Raw genomic sequence first — 15,905 nt, 5'->3', positions numbered from 1 at the left:
CGACGCCGTCCGTCGGACAACCCCGATGAAAGGAACCAACCGCAATGACCCGTGACGAGATCACCACCGGCCTCGCCGAGATTCTCGAAGAGGTTGCCGGAGTGAACCCGGACGACGTGGCCGAGGGGAAGTCCTTCACCGACGACCTCGACGTCGACTCGCTCTCGATGGTGGAGGTCGTGGTGGCCGCCGAGGAGAAGTTCGGCGTCAAGATCCCGGACAACGAGGTGCAGAACCTCAAGACCGTCGGTGACGCCGTCAGCTACATCGCGGCGCAGTCCTGATCATGAGTCGTCCTGACGTCGTCGTCACCGGGCTCGGCGCGACGACCCCGCTCGGCGGGGACGTCGCGTCGACCTGGGACGCCATGCTCGCCGGCCGCTCCGGGGTGAGTGCCCTCACCCAGGAGTGGGCCGAGCAACTGCCGGTCCGCATCGCCGCCCAGTTGGCCGTGGAACCGTCCGAGGTGCTGGACCGGGTCCGACTGCGCCGACTGGACCGCTCCGAGGCGATCGCGATCATCGCGGCGCAACAGGCCTGGGCGGACGCCGGCCTCGCCGGCTCCGACCTGGACGGGGAGCGGTTGGCCGTCAGCGTCGGTTCCGGCATCGGCGGTGCCACCACCCTGCTCGCGCAGGACGACATCCTGGAAGCGTCCGGGCCGCGGCGGGTGTCCCCGCACACCATCCCGATGCTGATGCCGAACGGTCCGGCCGCCTGGGTCGGGCTGGAGTTGGGCGCCAAGGCCGGGGTGCACGCGGTGGCCAGCGCCTGCGCCACCGGCGCCGAGGCGATCGCGCTCGGTCTGGACATCATCCGCTCCGGCCGGGCCGACGTGGTGGTGGCCGGCGGCACCGAGGCGGTCATCCACCCGCTGCCGATCGCCGGTTTCAGCTCGATGCGGGCCATGTCCACCCGCAACGACGACCCGGAGCGCGCCTCCCGCCCGTGGGACCGGGGCCGGGACGGCTTCGTCCTCGGCGAGGGTGCCGGCATCCTGGTGCTGGAACGGGCCGAGCACGCCGCGGCGCGGGGCGCCCGGGTCTACGCGCGCCTCGCCGGGGCCGGCATCACGTCCGACGCGTACGACATCGTGCAGCCACACGCCGAGGGCGAGGGCGCGATCCGGGCCATCGCCAGGGCCATCGCGGACGCGGACGTGGCCAAGCGGGACATCGTGCACGTCAACGCGCACGCCACGTCGACGCCGGTCGGTGACATGCTGGAGATCGGTGGGCTGCACAAGGCGCTCGGCGACCACCCGGTGTTGTCCGCGACGAAGTCGATGACCGGTCACCTGCTCGGTGCGGCCGGCGCGCTGGAGTCGATCGCCACCATCCTGGCCATCCGCGACGGTGTCGTCCCGCCGACGATCAACCTCGACGACCCGGAGCCCGGTCTCACCCTGGACGTCGCGGCGCACAAGGCACGCCACATGGAGATCCCCGCCGCGTTGAACAACGCGTTCGGCTTCGGTGGCCACAACGTGGCGCTCGTCTTCGCCCGACCCTGAGATCCCGCGAAAGGGGCCCCTCCTCGTCGAGGAGGGGCCCCTTTCGTCGTTCAGCCCCGGTTGCGGGGGTGCTGTTTCGCGGTGCGCTCGTTGCCGTGGCGGTAGTTGCCCGTCCAGCGGGCCATCACCAACTGCGGGTCGTCGTCGACCTCGGCGAGGAACTGCGCGGCCCGAGCACCGCGAAGCGTGCCGGCGACCCGGCCGTGGTGGGTGATCACCACGGTGTCGTCCGCCCGTTGCACGTATCGGAATCCCGCTGCCGCTCCCATGGGGTGAGGTTGTCAGACCGACCCGGGCCGGGGCGACCCGATTTCCGTCGTGGGGGCCGGCCCCGCCGGCCGCGACAACCATCCCGGCCGCGCCACACGATCGCCGATTGACGTCGAGAGACCGGCCGGCTTAGATGGGCCGACTGAAGATCGACTGACGGGGCTCACCACCATGGACACTCGTACCCTTGTCGCCGTGTCGGCGGCGGCGCTCACTCTCGGCCTGCTGGCCGGTTGCGGCGACGACGCCGCCGCTCCCGCCGGGCCGGCGGCCGGCGGCCCGGCCCCGCAGGCCACGGGCGAGCCCTGGTACGACGAGGTGGCCCCGGCGTCGCCCGGCACCACCACCGGCGGCGTGGGTTCTCCCTGCCCGGTGCCCGTGTCGTTTCCGCTGGCCGACGGGTGGACGGCCAAGGCCGTCGAGCCGCCCAAGGGTGAGCTGGCCGAGCTGCTCGGCGAGGCCCTCACCAAGCGCGGCGGCACCACGGTGCGCTGCGAGGTGGACGGCCGCTCGGCCGGCGGCGGATTCCTGCGGATCTGGGCGGCGGACCAGCCGGCTGTCACCCCGCGCGCCGCGCTGGAGGGTTTCGCCGCCGGGGCCGGCGAGACGGTCGCCGGCCAGCAGTTCCGCGACCTCCGCGCCGGCGGCTTCGACGCCACCGAGATGACCTGGCTCGCCACCAACCCGTTGACCGAGGAGGAAGAGTCGCGGAACTGGGCGCTGGCCGTCCAGTCGGCGGGGCAGACGCTTGTCTTCGCGGTCAACGAGGGGCTGATCGCCGAACGGGCCGACGTGCTGCCGGCGTACCGGCTCGCGGTGCGGGGGCTCGCGAAGGGCGAGTGAGGTGGGCGCCTACCTGCCCGCGCCGGCCGGTCAGGTCCGACAGGTCGTGGCGGGCAGGCCGGGCACGGCCACCGGGGACCGGCCTCCCGGCCGGGCCTTACCGGCCAGCACGGCAGCCAGGGCGGTCATTGACGCCCGGCTGGAGGAGTACGTGGCCAGCAGCGTCGGAGACTTCGCCTCGCCCAGCACGTACGGGGTGTCCATGGCGACAGTGACCGCGGCGTCGGCGCGCAGGTCCTTGGCGCCGTCGCCGTAGCCCACCAGGTGCACGACCGTCCCGCCGCTGGGCTTGACCGTCACCCCGGCGGCGGTCAGCGCGGCGGTGAGCGCGGCCCGGGTGCCGTCCCGACCTCCGGAGGAGGTGACGGTGACCGGCCCGGGAATCGCGCCGCCGCAGGTGCCGCGCAGCACTGTGACAGCGGCGGCGGCCAGCGCGTCGGCCGCGGCCCGGTGCGCCGGGGCGTTGAGCGTGGACATCTGCGCGGCCGGGGTCTCCGCCAGCCGGAACTTCATGGTCAGCACCCGGGTGACCGCCTCGACGAGCCGGGTCCGGGGCAGTGTGCCGCCCCGCAGCGCGGTGAGCAGCCCGTCGTACGCCTGGCCGACGTTCGGGGTCATCAGGATGAGGTCGTTGCCGGCGTTCAGCGCGCGGACCGCCGCCTCGCCGGGCGCCCACCGCTTCGCGGGCGGCATGTTCATCCCGTCGGTGATCACCACGCCCTTGAAGCCGAGTTGGCCGCGCAGCACGTCGGTGAGGAGCTTGTGGGAGAAGGTCGCCGGGGTCCCCGGGTCGATCGCGCGGGCGTCCAGGTGACCGGACATCACCGCCATCGCCCCGGCGTCCATCCCGGCGGTGAACGGCGGCCACGCGCCGCTGCGCAACGCCTCGGCGGACTGGGTGAGCACCGGCAGGTCCTGGTGCGAGTCGTCGGCGCTGTGGCCGTGCCCGGGGAAGTGCTTCAGGGTGGCCGCGACCCCGGCCGCCTGGAGGCCACGGACGGCCCCTCCCACCTGCGCGGCGGCCTGCTTCGGGTCGGAGCCGTACGACCGGGAGCCGATCACTGTGCTGCGGGTGGCCAGCACGTCGGCCACCGGGGCGAAGTCGACGTTGATCCCCATCGCGGCCAGCTCGGCGCCGGCGGCCCGCCAGGCGGCCTCGGTCAGCTCCGGGTCACCGGCCGCACCTGCCGCGAGGGCGCTGGGCAGCACTGTGACCCCGTCGGTGACGCGGGTGACGACGCCGTACTCCTGGTCGGTGCCGATCAGCAGCGGCGCGGGGCCGGCGGCGAGCCGACCGGCGGCGGTACGCAACCCGGTGGTGAGCTCGTGCACCTGCTTCGGGTTGTCGACGTTCGTGGTCTCCTGGTTGCCCTTGGTCGGGTCGTCGGCGCTGAAGCCGACAAGGATCAGGCCACCCAGCCGGTACTTGGCGATCATGTCGGCGGGGGTGTCGACCCCGGCGAGGGCCTGGTTGCCGGCAGCCGAGCCGGCGGAGACCTTCGTCGCCGAGTCGCCGTAGGCGTACGGCATCAGCACCTGACCGACGAGATCCTCGTCGGACAGCGTGGCGACCAGGGCCGCGGCCCGGGCGGCGGGATCGCTGGCCGGTGTCGCGGCGGGGGCGCTCGGGGCGGCGGTCGCGCCGGCCGGGCTGGGCGGCGGCGCGGGGCGCTTGGGGTCGCCTGAGCAGCCGGAGACGAGCAGAGCGGTCAGGGCGGCGACTGCGACAGCGGCGCGCCACGGGCGATTCGACACGCCGTCCATCCCACCAGCTTCCCCCTTATCGGGGCAACTTGACCTTACCGGTCGCCGCCGGCCCGACCGTGTACGGCCAGCGCGCCAGCGACCGGATCAGCCGACCCGGGTGAGCAAGGTCACCGGAGCCCCGTCGCCGGCGTACCGGTACGGCTCCAGGTCCGCGTCCCACGCCGTGCCGAGCGCCTTGTCCAGGGCGTGCGCCAGCGCCTCCGGTGCCCGGGAGGCGACCATCAGCGCGCGTAGTCGGTCCTCGCCGAGCTGGATGTCGCCGGCCACGCCGACGGTGGCCCGGAACAGGCCACGGGCCGGCACGTACATGAACCGCTCCCCGTCGGCGCCGGGACTCGGCTCCTCGGTGACCTCGAAACGGATCATGGGCCACTGCCGTAGGGCAGCAGCCAGCTCGGCGCCCGTCCCCGGACGACCGGTCCACCCGCACTCGGCCCGGCGTGCGCCGGGATCGACGGGCTGAGCCGTCCACTGTAGGTTGACCGGCGCGGCTAGGACGCGCGCGATCGCCCACTCGACGTGCGAGCACACGGCGAGTGGGGTCGAGTGGACGTATACGACGCCACGCGTTGGCACGGTGACCTCCCGGAGAGCGAGGTGCGTCTTCCCCTACGACCTCGTCCACCCGGGTAGTTGCTGCAACACATGATGACTCCTGTGACGCGTGGTGCGCCAGGGAATCGGAAAAAACGCCGGGTGGAATAGCCGGACGGGTGGCCGCCGTTGCCTCTCAGGACACCGCGACGACCAGCATGATGTCGTGGTCCTGTACAGTTCCATCGGCGGCTTATGCCGCGTTACATCTTCGCGGGCCGAGCGCAGTGTGGCCCGCACACAGCCCCCGGACGTCCAGTCCTCCCGTACGTCTTGCAAGGAGTACCTCCGTGGCGAGCAACACCTCTAAGACCGCGCGCGCGTCCGTCCGGGCCGGCCAGGCTGGCCAGGGTGGCGCCCTCAGCGTGCTGGGCGAATTCAAGTACCTCATCCCGCTCAACGGCGGCAAGCACGCCTACGTGCGGAACCTGACCAACGGCAAGACCGCGCACCTGCGCACGGACTCCGACGCCTTCGTCGAGGAGATCCGCGTGCTGGCCGCCGCCGGCCACGCCGCCAAGATCCGGGCCGAGATCAACAACCTGGCCGCCGTTCACCCGAACGACGGCTGGGAGGCCACCGAGAAGCGCCTGGTCGCGGCCGGCGTCTTCGAGGGCTGAGCCCTCCCCCACCGCATCAGCGAAACCGCCCGCCGGGAGTTCCCGGCGGGCGGTTTCGCGTCTCCGGCGCGAGATCCACTCGACTTCCCGGAAACCGGGGTGTCCCGGCAGGCCGGACACCCCGACATCAGGAAACCCGAGTCGATCATGGGCTCGGAGCGGGGGGCGGTCGAGCGGCGTCGGGCGGGGGGCCGGTCGAGCGCGTCGGGCGGGAGGCCCGTCGGGCGGGTTCAGGCCGGGTCGAGCAGGGTGACCTCGCCGGTGGCCAGGTCGTAGAGGCCACCGACCACGGCCACCCGTCCGGCGGCGACCGACCCGGCGAGCAGGTCGTCGACGCGCAGCGTGCCCACCGTTCGCCGGACGTGCCGGCGGATCGCCAGCGGCAGCACCGCCGGGTCGTCGATCCCCACCTCGGTCACCGCCGGAGCGATCTCGTCCACCAGGTGCGCCAGCGAGCCACCGGGGCGCTCCCCGGTGCGCAGCGCGTCCACCGTGGCGCCGACCGCGCCGCACCGCTCGTGACCGAGGACCATCACCAGCGGTACGCCGAGCTGGCCGACGACGTACTCGATCGACCCGCACACCGCCCGGTCGAGCACGTGCCCACCGGTACGGATCACGCAGATCGCACCGAACGTCTGGTCGAAGATCGCCTCCAGCGGCACCCGCGAGTCGATGCAGCCGAGCACCACGGCGTACGGCTGCTGGTCGCCGGAGGCGGCGGCCGCCGCCGCCGTGACGTCGTGCCCGTGGACCGGCTGGCCGCTGACGAACCGCCGGTTACCGGCGAGCAGGTCGGCCAGCGCGGCGCGAGGAGTGCCGCCGGCCTGCCGCCCCGGCCCCGATGTCCCGCCCATTGGCGCTCCCGACGCTCCCATGCCGTCCAGCTTGGCCCGCGGGCCCGGACCCACGGGCGGGGTCGGGGAATGTCAGCCGCGGCGCGATTGGCGTGGTGTCATGACGGGTAGCCGGGTACTACCGGGACTGGTGGTGCCGGGCGGCCTGGGGAGGTGGCGATGCCGGAGCGGTTCGAGGTCGGGCTGCCGGACGGCGTACGGCTCAACGTCGAGGCGACGGGGCCGACGGATGCCGAGGTCACCGCCATCCTGCTGCACGGCTGGACGTTGGACGGGCGTGCCTGGCACCGGCAGGTCGCCGCGCTGACCGCGGCGTTCGGCGGGTCGGTGCGGGTGGTCACCTACGACGCGCGGGGGCACGGGCGGTCCAGCTGCATGGCGTTGCCCACGGCCACCCTGGCCCAACTCGGCGACGACCTGGCCACTGTGCTCGACACTGTGGCGCCGGTCGGGCCGGTGGTCCTGGTCGGGCACTCGATGGGCGGCATGACGATCATGGAGTACGCCCACCGCCACCCCGCGCACTTCGCCGCCCGTACGGTCGGTCTGGTCTTCGTGTCGACCACCGCCGAGGGGCACACGCACACCGTCTACGGGCTCTCGCCTCGGATCGCCCGGTTGATCCGGCTGGCCGAGACGACAGGTGCCGGAGTGCTGGCCCGGTGCGGCTCCTGGCGGGCGCCCCGGGCGCTGCTGAACGCGCTGCGGCCGAGCATCCGGTGGATGCTCTTCGGCGACCGCTGCGACCCCTCCGACATCCGCCTGGTGACCTCCGCTGTGGCTCGTGCCTCGCTGCGCTCGATCGGCGGGTTCCGCGCCTCCATCGGCACCCAGCACCGACTGGACACCCTCACCGCGTTGGCGCACCTGCCGGCCGCCGCCCTGGTCGGCGACCGGGACCGGCTGACCCCGCCGCCGTGTGCCGAGTCGATCGCGGCGGCCCTGCCGGCCACCGAGTTGACAGTCTGCCCGGGTGCCGGGCACATGCTGATGATGGAGCGCCCGGACGAGGTCAACGCCGCCCTCACCGGCGTCCTGCGCCGGGTGCTCGCCGAACCGCCGCCCCGCAGGCGGGGGGCGACGCCCGCCGAAACGGGCGTCTGAGCGCGTTCCCGCACCTCGGGCGCGGCGGGCCAGGCGCGGGGCCGTACCCTTCTGCGGTTGGCTCGCGCGGTTCCCGCCGCCTGCCGGCGACAGTCGAAGGAGCGTGCGTTGACCGACCAGACCGGCCTGGAGCAGGAGATCGCCGTCGAGCAACGCCATCTCGACCGGGTGTACGCACGACTCGCCGAACTGCGGCAGTCGGCGGTTCGTGCCGAGCGTGACGGCTACCGGATGGCCCGGGTGGGCACGTACGGCTCGTTGGTCGAGCGCGACGCGATGGTCTTCCACGCCGCGCAGCGGCGGCACGTCCTGGACGCCGAGTACGAGGGGCTGGTCTTCGGCCGGTTGGATCTGCGGGACCGGCAGGTGCTGCACGTCGGGCGTCTCGGCATCCGCGACGAGGACACCACAACGCTCGTCGTCGACTGGCGGGCACCGGCCGCCGCCGCCTTCTACCAGGCCACTCCGGCGCAGCCGCTGGACGTGGTGCGTCGCCGCACGATCCAGTCCCGCGCCGAGAAGGTCACCCGGATCGAGGACGACCTGCTGGACCCGAACGCCGCCCCGGAGGGGATGACTGTCGTCGGCGACGGCGCGCTGCTGGCCACCCTGTCCAAGGCCACCGGCCGGGGCATGCGCGACATCGTGGCGACAATCCAGCGGGAACAGGACGAGGCGATCCGCTCACCCGGTTCCGGGGTGACGATCGTCGCGGGCGGCCCCGGCACCGGCAAGACCGCCGTCGCCCTGCACCGGGCCGCCTTCCTGCTCTACTCCGACCGCAGCCGGTACGCGGGTGGCGGCATCCTGGTGGTCGGCCCGTCGGGGGTCTTCGTCGAGTACATCGCGTCGGTGCTGCCGTCGCTCGGTGAGGACACCGCGACCCTGCACTCGCTGGGCACCCTGTTTCCGGGAATGAGCGCCACCCGCACCGACCCGCCCGAGGTGGCGGCGGTGAAGGGCTCGCTGCGGATGCGCCGGGTGCTGGAACGGGCGGCCCGCGACGCGGTGCCGGGCGGCCCCGGTGAGCTGCGGCTGCTCTACCGGGGCACGTTGCTGCGCCTGGACCGGGCGGCGCTGGACCGGGTCCGCGACCGCGCGCTGCACCGGGGTGCCCGACGCAACGAGGTCCGCCGGGCCGGCTTCGACGGAATATTCGCCGCGCTCTGGGCGCAGGCCCGTGAGGTGGGCGTTCGACTGCCGGAGCAGCGGACCTTCGAGGCGGAGATCGCCGAGCGGTCGGAGTTCCGCGAGTTTCTCAAGGCCTGGTGGCCTCGGCTGCACCCTCGGCACGTGCTCGGCTGGTTGGCGCGGCCGGACCGGCTGCGGCGGTACGCCGGTGGGATCCTCTCCGGCGCGGAGATCCGGCTGCTCACCGCCGCATACCGGAACCTGGAGTCGGACGGCTTGACCATCGCCGACATCGCGCTGCTCGACGAGTTGGACGCCCTGCTCGGCAAGCCGGCGCAGCCGGCCAAGGCCCGGCGTGACCCGTTCCAGTTGGCCGGCGGCGTCCGTGAGCTGAGCACCGCCAGCGACCGGCAGCGGGCCGCCCGCGCGGCGGCGCGGGAGCGTCCGGAGGACTACCGGGACTACGCGCACGTGGTGGTGGACGAGGCGCAGGACGTCTCACCGATGCAGTGGCGGATGGTCGGTCGGCGTGGCCGGCTGGCCTCCTGGACGGTGGTGGGTGACCCCGCGCAGACCGCGTGGACCGGCGACCCCGACGAGTTGGACCGGGCCCGGGAGCAGGCGTTGGGCCGACGCAAGCGGCACGATTTCACGCTCACCACCAACTACCGCAACTCCTCGGAGATCTTCGCGGTGGCGGCGGCGGAGATCCGCCGGCTCTACCCCGATCTGCCGCTGCCGACGGCCGTACGCTCCACCGGGGTCGATCCGGTCGAACTGGTGGTGCCCGCGACGGGGTTGGAGACCGCGACCGTGCAGGCGGCCGCCGGCCTGCTGACCGAGGTGGAGGGCACGGTCGGGGTGATCACGCCGGTCCCCCGCCGGGACGAGGTCGCCGGTTGGCTCGCCGCGCTCGACGCGCCGAGGTTGCAGGTGGTCACCAGCCTGGAGGCCAAGGGCATGGAGTACGACGGAGTCGTGCTCGTCGCCCCGAGTGAGATCCGGGCGGATCCGGGCGCCGGGGTGCGCACCCTCTACGTGGCGCTGTCCCGGGCCACGCAGCGACTCACCACCATCGACCCCACCGGCTGATCCGTGCCAGCGTGCCAAACGGGCCAGCGGCGAACCCAACACTTCCATACATAGCGATGTGAACATACATTTGACCGGGCCCCGGTCGGCAGCGGAAGGTGGAGCTCGTGGGCGCAGGTCATGACCACCACCATGGGTCCGTCGCCAATGCCGCACAGCAGCACCGGGGCCGTCTCTGGGCGGCATTCGGGCTGCTCGCCACCCTGATGGTGGTCGAGACGGCAGCCGCCCTGCACACCTCCTCGCTCGCCCTGCTCTCCGACGCCGGGCACATGTTCACCGACGTACTCGGCATCGGGATGGCGCTCGCCGCGATCACCGCGACCCGACGGGCCACCGGTGACCCGCAGCGCACCTTCGGGCTCTACCGCCTCGAGGTGCTCGCCGCACTGGCCAACGCCGTCCTGCTCTCCGGCGTCGCGATCTACGTGGTGATCGCGGCGATCCGCCGCTTCGGCGACCCGCACGAGGTCGTCGCCGGCCCGATGCTCGCGGTGGCCGTGCTCGGCCTGCTCGCGAACGTCGCCGCCTTCGCCCTGCTCCGCCCCGGCGCCCGGGAGAGCATCAACCTTCAGGGCGCCTACCTGGAGGTGCTCGGCGACCTGCTCGGCTCACTCGGCGTGATCGGCGCGGCACTACTCATCGCCGTCACCGACTGGTGGTGGGCCGACCCACTGGTCGCGGTCGCCATCGGCGCGTTCATCCTGCCGCGCACCTGGCGGCTGGCCCGCGCCGCCGTCCGCATCCTGGTGCAGGCCGCCCCGGAACACCTCCAGGTGACCGCCGTGCACGACCGGCTGGCCGCGGTCCCCGGCGTGGTGGAGGTGCACGACCTGCACGTCTGGACGCTCACCTCGGGCATGGACGTGGCCTCCGCGCACCTGACCATGGCACCCGGCGCGGAGGTCGGCGCGGTGCTCACCGCAGCGCGTACCGCCCTGCACGACGACTTCCGGATCGAACACGCGACGTTGCAGATCGAGCCCGGCGCCGCCACCGGGGCCTGCGGCTCGATCGAGTGGTAACACACGTTTCCGTGATGACGTAGGCACCTTCCGTCACATCGGCTGCAACAGCCCCACCGGCACCGGTAGGCTCGGTCCCGGCCTCCACCAGGCGGCGCCCTCCAGGCGCCGGTGGCGGTCGCCGCCTAATCGCCCAACCAGGCGAACCGGGGAACCACGTTCCTGGGGTGCATCCGCGTCAGCGGTAGGGATCTTCCGTCCCGAACCCGTCAGCTAACCCGGTCGGCGGCTGACGGAAGGACATGCGCAGTGGCACCAGCACGACCACCCGCCGCCCGACTGGCGGCCCTGATCGTCGCGATGTTCGCCCTCGGCGTCGCGATCCCGGCCGGCAGCGTCTCGGCCGCTCCCCCGACCGGCCTGCGAGCCGCCGCCGCACCCGACTCCGACGAGGAGGGCGGCACCCCGTCGCTGCGCGCCCAACTTGAGGCCGCCAGCAAGGGCTACCTGGACGCGAAACGCGCTCTGGACACCTCCGTGCAGCGGCAGCAGCAGCTCACCACCCAACTGAAGACCATCGAGGTCGAGCTGGCCCAACGCGACGGCAAGGTCGGCCAGATCGCCGGCGTGGCGTACCGCACCGGCCGGCTCGGCGCGGTGTCGGCGCTGCTCAACAGCAGCAGCCCGGAGGGCTTCATGGACCGGGCCGCCGCCCTGGAGGCGGTGGCCGCCAACGAGGACCGGGTGCTGCGCGACCTGCTCGCCACCAAGGACCAGGCCAACCGCACCCGGGCCGCCCTGAACGGCGAGATCACCGAACAACGCAAGCAGGTCACGGTGATGGCCAAGCGCAAGGAGCAGGCCGAACGCGCCCTGACCGTCGCCAACACGCCCAAGCCGCCGCAGACCACCGCCGACACCGGCTCCAACCGGGGCACCTCCACCGCCAACGCGAAGGCCGCGCCGCGCAACTCCGACGGCTCCTGGCCATCCGAGTCGTGCAGCGTCAACGACCCCACGCCGGCCAACGGCTGCATCACCCCGCGCACCCTGCACGCGCTCGAACAGGCCAAGGCCGCCGGCTTCACCCGGTACGTCTCCTGTCACCGGCCCAGTGGCTCCGGCGAGCACCCGAAGGGCCGAGCCTGCGACTTCGCGGCGCAGAAGAGCGGCTTCGGCGGCAACGCCACCGGCGGCGACAAGACGTACGGCAACAACCTGGCCGCGTACTTCATCCGCAACGCCGACCGGCTCGCCGTGCTGTACGTGATCTGGTATCGGCAGATCTGGCTGCCCAGCAGCGGGTGGAAGTCGTACAGCGGCGCCGGTGGCACCCCGTCCACCGACCACACCAACCACGTACACCTGTCCGTCTACTGACCCACCCGACGGCCCCCGGCCCGGTCCGGGAATGATCCACTCGCGTTCGCCGACTCCGGGGTGTCCGGGACGACGGGATACCCCGGAGTCGGCGATGTCGTGTCGATCACGAGGGCGGGTCGTCACCAGGGCCGGGGTGCTCGCCGGGCCGGGCTACGTCGCCGGGCGTACCCCGGATGTCGTCGGCGGTCGGACGACCTGGCGCGGGTCGGCGGGCAGCATCGCGGTATGCGTCGGATCCCACCCACCGCCCGCAAGGGGCTCCTCACCCTGCACCTGGTCACCTCGCTCGGGTGGCTCGGTGCCGACCTGGTGCTCCTCACGCTCGGCATCGCCGTGCAGCGGGGTGCCGACCCGGCGGTGATCTACCCGGTCACGGCGCTTGTCGGCACTGTGCTGTTCGCGCCGCTGAGCGTCCTGGTCTGGCTGATCGGGGTCGCCAGCGCGCTGTTCACGCCGTGGGGCCTCTGGCGCTATCGCTGGGTGGTCGCCAAGCTCGTACTCACCACGGTCATGGTCGGGCTGGTGCTGTTCCTGCTCACGCCGAATCTGCGGCACGCCGGCGCGGTGGGCGCCGCCCTCCCCGCACGGGACCGCGTCGACCTGGTGATCGCGCCCGCGGTGTCGACCAGCCTGATGATCATCGCGACGGTGCTGTCCACCTACAAACCGTGGGGCCGCCGCCCCACCCGCCCTCCCGGGGCACGGCCGCAACCCGTGACCGGGCCACCGCAACCGGGCCACCGCGACCGGGCCCCCAAGATCGGGCCCCCAGATCGCGCTAAAACCAAGATGTAGTGGCCTCCCGACGCCCGCAGGCCACTACCTCCTGGACCGTGCACGATCATGGCGGGGCAGGGCGCGAGCGGGTCCGGGTGACGCGCGCGGGCGCTCAGGCCGGTGGTGGGGCCTCGCCGGTGCGGTCGAGGGCTGGGCCGAGGCGGGTGGCCAGGGCCAGGTGGGCTGCCCGCGCCTGGCGGAACGCGTACCGGAACAGCGGCGTCGGTGCGGTCAGGGTGATCTCGACGTCGATCCGGACCAGGCCGTCCGGCTCGGCGCGCAGTCGGGTGTGGTTGTGCACAGTGGTGGCGGGCCACTGGCGGGCCACCATGATGATCTCGTCGTTGCCGCTGCTCAGCACGTCCGCGTGATAGGTGGTGCGGAAGCGTAGCGGGCCGGCCACCAACCTGTCGTTGATCGTGTAGCTGGCCTGGGCACCGGGTCGGGGCGGCAGTTGACGGACCTGGACGATCAGCGGGTGCAGCTCACCCTGTCGGGTCAGGTCACTGAGCATCGCCGCCGCCTCGGCCGGCGAGCACCGGGCCTGGACGGTGTAGCTGAAGGTATCGCTGCTGAGCACACGTCTCCCGCCGTCGCTTGTCGCACGATCGTCCCGTACCGATGCCTGGCTGGCAACGCCCGACGGCCGCCGGATGCCCGGACGAACCCGCGCGTCGCATTAAGGTCGGTTTGTGGGAAATCACCCGACTGGGACGAAGGGCGACATCATGCGCGGTGACGACAGGTGAGCGGGCACGTGATGGTCTTCGCGCCCACGCCGCAGCTCACGGTCACAGTGGACCAGCCGAACGACCACCCCGAGCTGCACCTGCACCCCGGCGGGCAGGGCGTCTGGCAGGCCCGGATGGTGCTGTCGCTCGGTGTCGACGTGGTGCTCTGCGCCGCCCTCGGCGGTGAGATCGGCCAGGTGTTGGAGCCACTTCTGGTCAGCGAGGGCGTGGACCTCAAGGTGGTGGTCCGGGATTCCGGCAGCGGCGGGTACGTGCACGATCGGCGGGGCGGCTCACGGCAGGAGATCGCCGACGTGCCCGGGCAGCCGTTGAGCCGACACGAGCTGGACGAGTTGTACAACCTGGCCCTCGGCGAGGGCTTGCAGGCCGCGGTGAGCGTCCTCAGTGGGCCGAACGAGCCGTGGCTCGTCCCGGCCGACCTGTACCGGCGCTTCGCCGCCGACCTCGGCGCCAACGGCGGCCGGGTGGTGGTCGACCTCTCCGGCGATCACCTCGGCGCGGTGTTGGAGAGCGGCGCGTTCTTCCTCAAGGTGAGCCACGAGGAGTTGATCCGCGACGGCCGCGCCCGCAGCGACGACAGCCTGGAACTGACCCGCACCATGTACGAGTTGCACGCCGCCGGCGCCGAGACGGTGGTGGTGAGCCGGGCCGACCAGCCGGCGTTGGCGCTCGTCGACGGGGAGCTGTTCGAGGTCGAGATGCCCCGGTTGGAGGCTGCCGACCCGCGTGGCGCGGGCGACTCGATGACCGCCGGGGTGGCGGCCGTCGTGGCCCGGGGCGGGGACATCCGGACCGCCATCCGCACCGGCGCCGCCGCCGGGGCGATGAACGTGACCCGGCACGGCCTGGGCACCGGGCGACTGGACTCGATCACCGGCCTGGTCGAGCGGGTCCGGCTGGTGCCGGCGGACAGCCGGCCCCAGGAGCGGACCACCCCTGACGAGTTGGCCGACCGGGTGGTCGAGCGATGACGCTGCGGGTGCTGATCACCAACGACGACGGGATCGCCGCGCCGGGCATCCAGGCACTGGCCTGGGCGGCGGCACAGCGGGGCCTGGACGTGGTGGTCGCGGCGCCGCTGGAGGAGGCGAGCGGCACCAGTGCCGCGATGAGCGCCGTGGAGCGGGACGGGCGGGTGGTCGTGCACGACCACCCGCTGCCGGACCTGACGGGTGTGCCGGCGTACGGGGTGGGTGGCTCCCCCGGCTTCATCACCCTGATCGCGCTGCACGGCGCGTTCGGCCCGCCGCCGTCGGTGGTGCTCTCCGGCATCAACCGGGGTGCCAACGCGGGCCGGGCCGTGCTGCACTCCGGGACGGTGGGTGCCGCGTTCACCGCCGCGATGAACGGTTGCCGGGCGATGGCGGTCTCGCTGGACGTGCTCTCCGCCGGCGAGGCGACGGCAGCCAGCGGTGGCGCCGCCGTGGACGCCGCCGCCCGGGTACGCGACGCCGAGCGGCACTGGAGCACCGCCGCGCGGGTCGCCCTGGACCTGCTTCCCCGGTTGACCTCCGCGCCGCCGGAGAGCGTACTCAACGTGAACGCCCCGGACCTGCCGCACGGGCGGCTGCGCGGGGTGCGACGCGGCACGCTGGCCAGCTTCGGTCAGGTGCAGATGACGGTGGCCGAATCCGGCCACGGCTTCGTCCGGACGTCGCTGGAGGAGCCGGGGCAGGCCGCACAGCCCGGCACGGACGTGGCGTTGCTGGCCGCCGGGTACGCCTCGGTGACGGCCATCCGGGCAGTCACCGAAGCGACGGATGTCGACCTGACCGGGCTGGACGCCCAGCCCTGACGGGTCATGCCTGGCGCGCTCAGGCGCCGGGCAGCACCTCGGGGGTGGCAGTGCCGGCGAAGTAGGGCTCCGGTGCACCGAACAGGCCGAGCAGGCCGGTCACCCAGAGCTGCCGGTGCACGAACCGGCTCGGCTCGGTGACCACCAGCTTGACGTCGCTGACCTCGGCGGTCTGGAAGCCGGCAACCATGGCGCTGATGCCGACGGAGTCGATGAAGGTGACAAGCCTCATGTTGAGCTCGATGCGCAGCGGCCGGCCCTTGGCCAGCACCTCCGCGATCGCCTCACGTACCTCGTACGCTGTGTCGACGTCGATCTCGCCCCGCGGGGCGATCTCCACGACTCCACCGGACAAAACCGACTTCACGATCGACAGGCTCACGCGAGCACCTCCACCCGCCCGTCCCCCGGGCGCCTCATCAGTACGCGGGCCGCGACCGAG

The 15,905-nt window shown here is 72.9% G+C and carries 17 protein-coding genes and 1 riboswitch; of the genes, 11 read left to right on the top strand and 6 right to left on the bottom strand.

Going from position 1 to position 15,905, the window contains the following annotated elements:
• Window positions 1–44: 44 nt before the first annotated feature.
• Window positions 45–284, top strand: coding sequence for an acyl carrier protein (locus AB0A95_RS00655; RefSeq protein ID WP_030330276.1), 240 nt, complete (start codon window positions 45–47; stop codon window positions 282–284).
• A 2-nt stretch (window positions 285–286) separates the two neighbouring features.
• Window positions 287–1,513, top strand: coding sequence for a beta-ketoacyl-ACP synthase II (gene fabF / locus AB0A95_RS00650; protein ID WP_357553467.1), 1,227 nt, complete (start codon window positions 287–289; stop codon window positions 1,511–1,513).
• A gap of 50 nt (window positions 1,514–1,563) precedes the next feature.
• Here the strand turns inward: fabF and AB0A95_RS00645 are convergent, their stop codons facing one another.
• A complete protein-coding gene (locus AB0A95_RS00645; protein WP_357553466.1) occupies window positions 1,564–1,782 on the bottom strand; it encodes a hypothetical protein in 219 nt (72 codons plus the stop codon).
• Between the two features lie 172 nt (window positions 1,783–1,954).
• Here AB0A95_RS00645 and AB0A95_RS00640 point away from each other — a divergent pair, with 172 nt between their 5' ends.
• Complete coding sequence (locus tag AB0A95_RS00640) at window positions 1,955–2,626, top strand: lipoprotein (RefSeq protein ID WP_357553465.1); 672 nt, start codon at window positions 1,955–1,957, stop codon at window positions 2,624–2,626.
• A 30-nt stretch (window positions 2,627–2,656) separates the two neighbouring features.
• Here AB0A95_RS00640 and AB0A95_RS00635 read toward each other — a convergent pair whose 3' ends face one another.
• Together AB0A95_RS00635 and AB0A95_RS00630 are read right to left on the bottom strand one after the other, a co-directional pair.
• Complete coding sequence (locus tag AB0A95_RS00635) at window positions 2,657–4,390, bottom strand: glycoside hydrolase family 3 N-terminal domain-containing protein (protein WP_357553464.1); 1,734 nt, start codon at window positions 4,388–4,390, stop codon at window positions 2,657–2,659.
• 87 nt (window positions 4,391–4,477) lie between these two features.
• Window positions 4,478–4,969 carry a DUF3145 domain-containing protein gene (locus AB0A95_RS00630; RefSeq protein WP_112700027.1) on the bottom strand — a complete coding sequence of 164 codons (492 nt, stop codon included), beginning with the start codon at window positions 4,967–4,969 and terminating at the stop codon, window positions 4,478–4,480.
• Between the two features lie 308 nt (window positions 4,970–5,277).
• Between AB0A95_RS00630 and AB0A95_RS00625 the strand changes: the two genes are divergently transcribed.
• Entirely contained in the window at window positions 5,278–5,607 is a 330-nt protein-coding gene (locus AB0A95_RS00625) for a hypothetical protein (protein WP_007463527.1), read from the top strand.
• Window positions 5,608–5,837: 230 nt separating this feature from the next.
• On the opposite strand, the gene AB0A95_RS00620 is transcribed toward AB0A95_RS00625, so the two are convergent.
• Window positions 5,838–6,464, bottom strand: a complete 627-nt coding sequence (locus AB0A95_RS00620) for a carbonic anhydrase (protein WP_357553463.1) — start codon at window positions 6,462–6,464, stop codon at window positions 5,838–5,840.
• A gap of 159 nt (window positions 6,465–6,623) precedes the next feature.
• Here AB0A95_RS00620 and AB0A95_RS00615 point away from each other — a divergent pair, with 159 nt between their 5' ends.
• From AB0A95_RS00615 to AB0A95_RS00595, 5 genes are all read left to right on the top strand, one after another.
• Window positions 6,624–7,568, top strand: coding sequence for an alpha/beta hydrolase (locus AB0A95_RS00615; RefSeq protein ID WP_357553461.1), 945 nt, complete (start codon window positions 6,624–6,626; stop codon window positions 7,566–7,568).
• Between the two features lie 108 nt (window positions 7,569–7,676).
• Window positions 7,677–9,791 carry an AAA family ATPase gene (locus AB0A95_RS00610; RefSeq protein WP_357553459.1) on the top strand — a complete coding sequence of 705 codons (2,115 nt, stop codon included), beginning with the start codon at window positions 7,677–7,679 and terminating at the stop codon, window positions 9,789–9,791.
• A gap of 107 nt (window positions 9,792–9,898) precedes the next feature.
• Entirely contained in the window at window positions 9,899–10,816 is a 918-nt protein-coding gene (locus tag AB0A95_RS00605; RefSeq protein ID WP_357553458.1) for a cation diffusion facilitator family transporter, read from the top strand.
• Window positions 10,817–10,928: 112 nt separating this feature from the next.
• Window positions 10,929–11,060, top strand: a riboswitch (cyclic di-AMP (ydaO/yuaA leader).
• 56 nt (window positions 11,061–11,116) lie between these two features.
• The gene (locus AB0A95_RS00600; protein ID WP_357553658.1) at window positions 11,117–12,136 is read left to right on the top strand and encodes a hypothetical protein; all 1,020 of its coding nucleotides are present in this window, start codon (window positions 11,117–11,119) and stop codon (window positions 12,134–12,136) included.
• A 228-nt stretch (window positions 12,137–12,364) separates the two neighbouring features.
• Window positions 12,365–12,934, top strand: a complete 570-nt coding sequence (locus tag AB0A95_RS00595; protein WP_357553456.1) for a hypothetical protein — start codon at window positions 12,365–12,367, stop codon at window positions 12,932–12,934.
• Window positions 12,935–13,028: 94 nt separating this feature from the next.
• Here AB0A95_RS00595 and AB0A95_RS00590 read toward each other — a convergent pair whose 3' ends face one another.
• Window positions 13,029–13,496 carry an SRPBCC family protein gene (locus AB0A95_RS00590; RefSeq protein WP_357553454.1) on the bottom strand — a complete coding sequence of 156 codons (468 nt, stop codon included), beginning with the start codon at window positions 13,494–13,496 and terminating at the stop codon, window positions 13,029–13,031.
• Window positions 13,497–13,661: 165 nt separating this feature from the next.
• On the opposite strand from AB0A95_RS00590, the gene AB0A95_RS00585 reads away from it, so the two are divergent.
• The gene (locus AB0A95_RS00585) at window positions 13,662–14,639 is read left to right on the top strand and encodes a PfkB family carbohydrate kinase (protein ID WP_357553452.1); all 978 of its coding nucleotides are present in this window, start codon (window positions 13,662–13,664) and stop codon (window positions 14,637–14,639) included.
• Window positions 14,636–15,463, top strand: coding sequence for a 5'/3'-nucleotidase SurE (locus tag AB0A95_RS00580; RefSeq protein ID WP_357553448.1), 828 nt, complete (start codon window positions 14,636–14,638; stop codon window positions 15,461–15,463). Before AB0A95_RS00585 ends, AB0A95_RS00580 begins: the two co-directional genes overlap by 4 nt.
• Window positions 15,464–15,482: 19 nt before the next feature.
• Here the strand turns inward: AB0A95_RS00580 and AB0A95_RS00575 are convergent, their stop codons facing one another.
• Complete coding sequence (locus AB0A95_RS00575; protein ID WP_278147425.1) at window positions 15,483–15,845, bottom strand: STAS domain-containing protein; 363 nt, start codon at window positions 15,843–15,845, stop codon at window positions 15,483–15,485.
• Window positions 15,846–15,905: the final 60 nt, after the last annotated feature.

Source organism: Micromonospora sp. NPDC049230, assembly GCF_040647875.1.
Taxonomy (GTDB): Bacteria; Actinomycetota; Actinomycetes; order Mycobacteriales; family Micromonosporaceae; genus Micromonospora.
The sequence above is the reverse complement of the archived record's forward strand: the minus strand, read 5'-3'. Positions and strand labels throughout refer to the sequence as shown.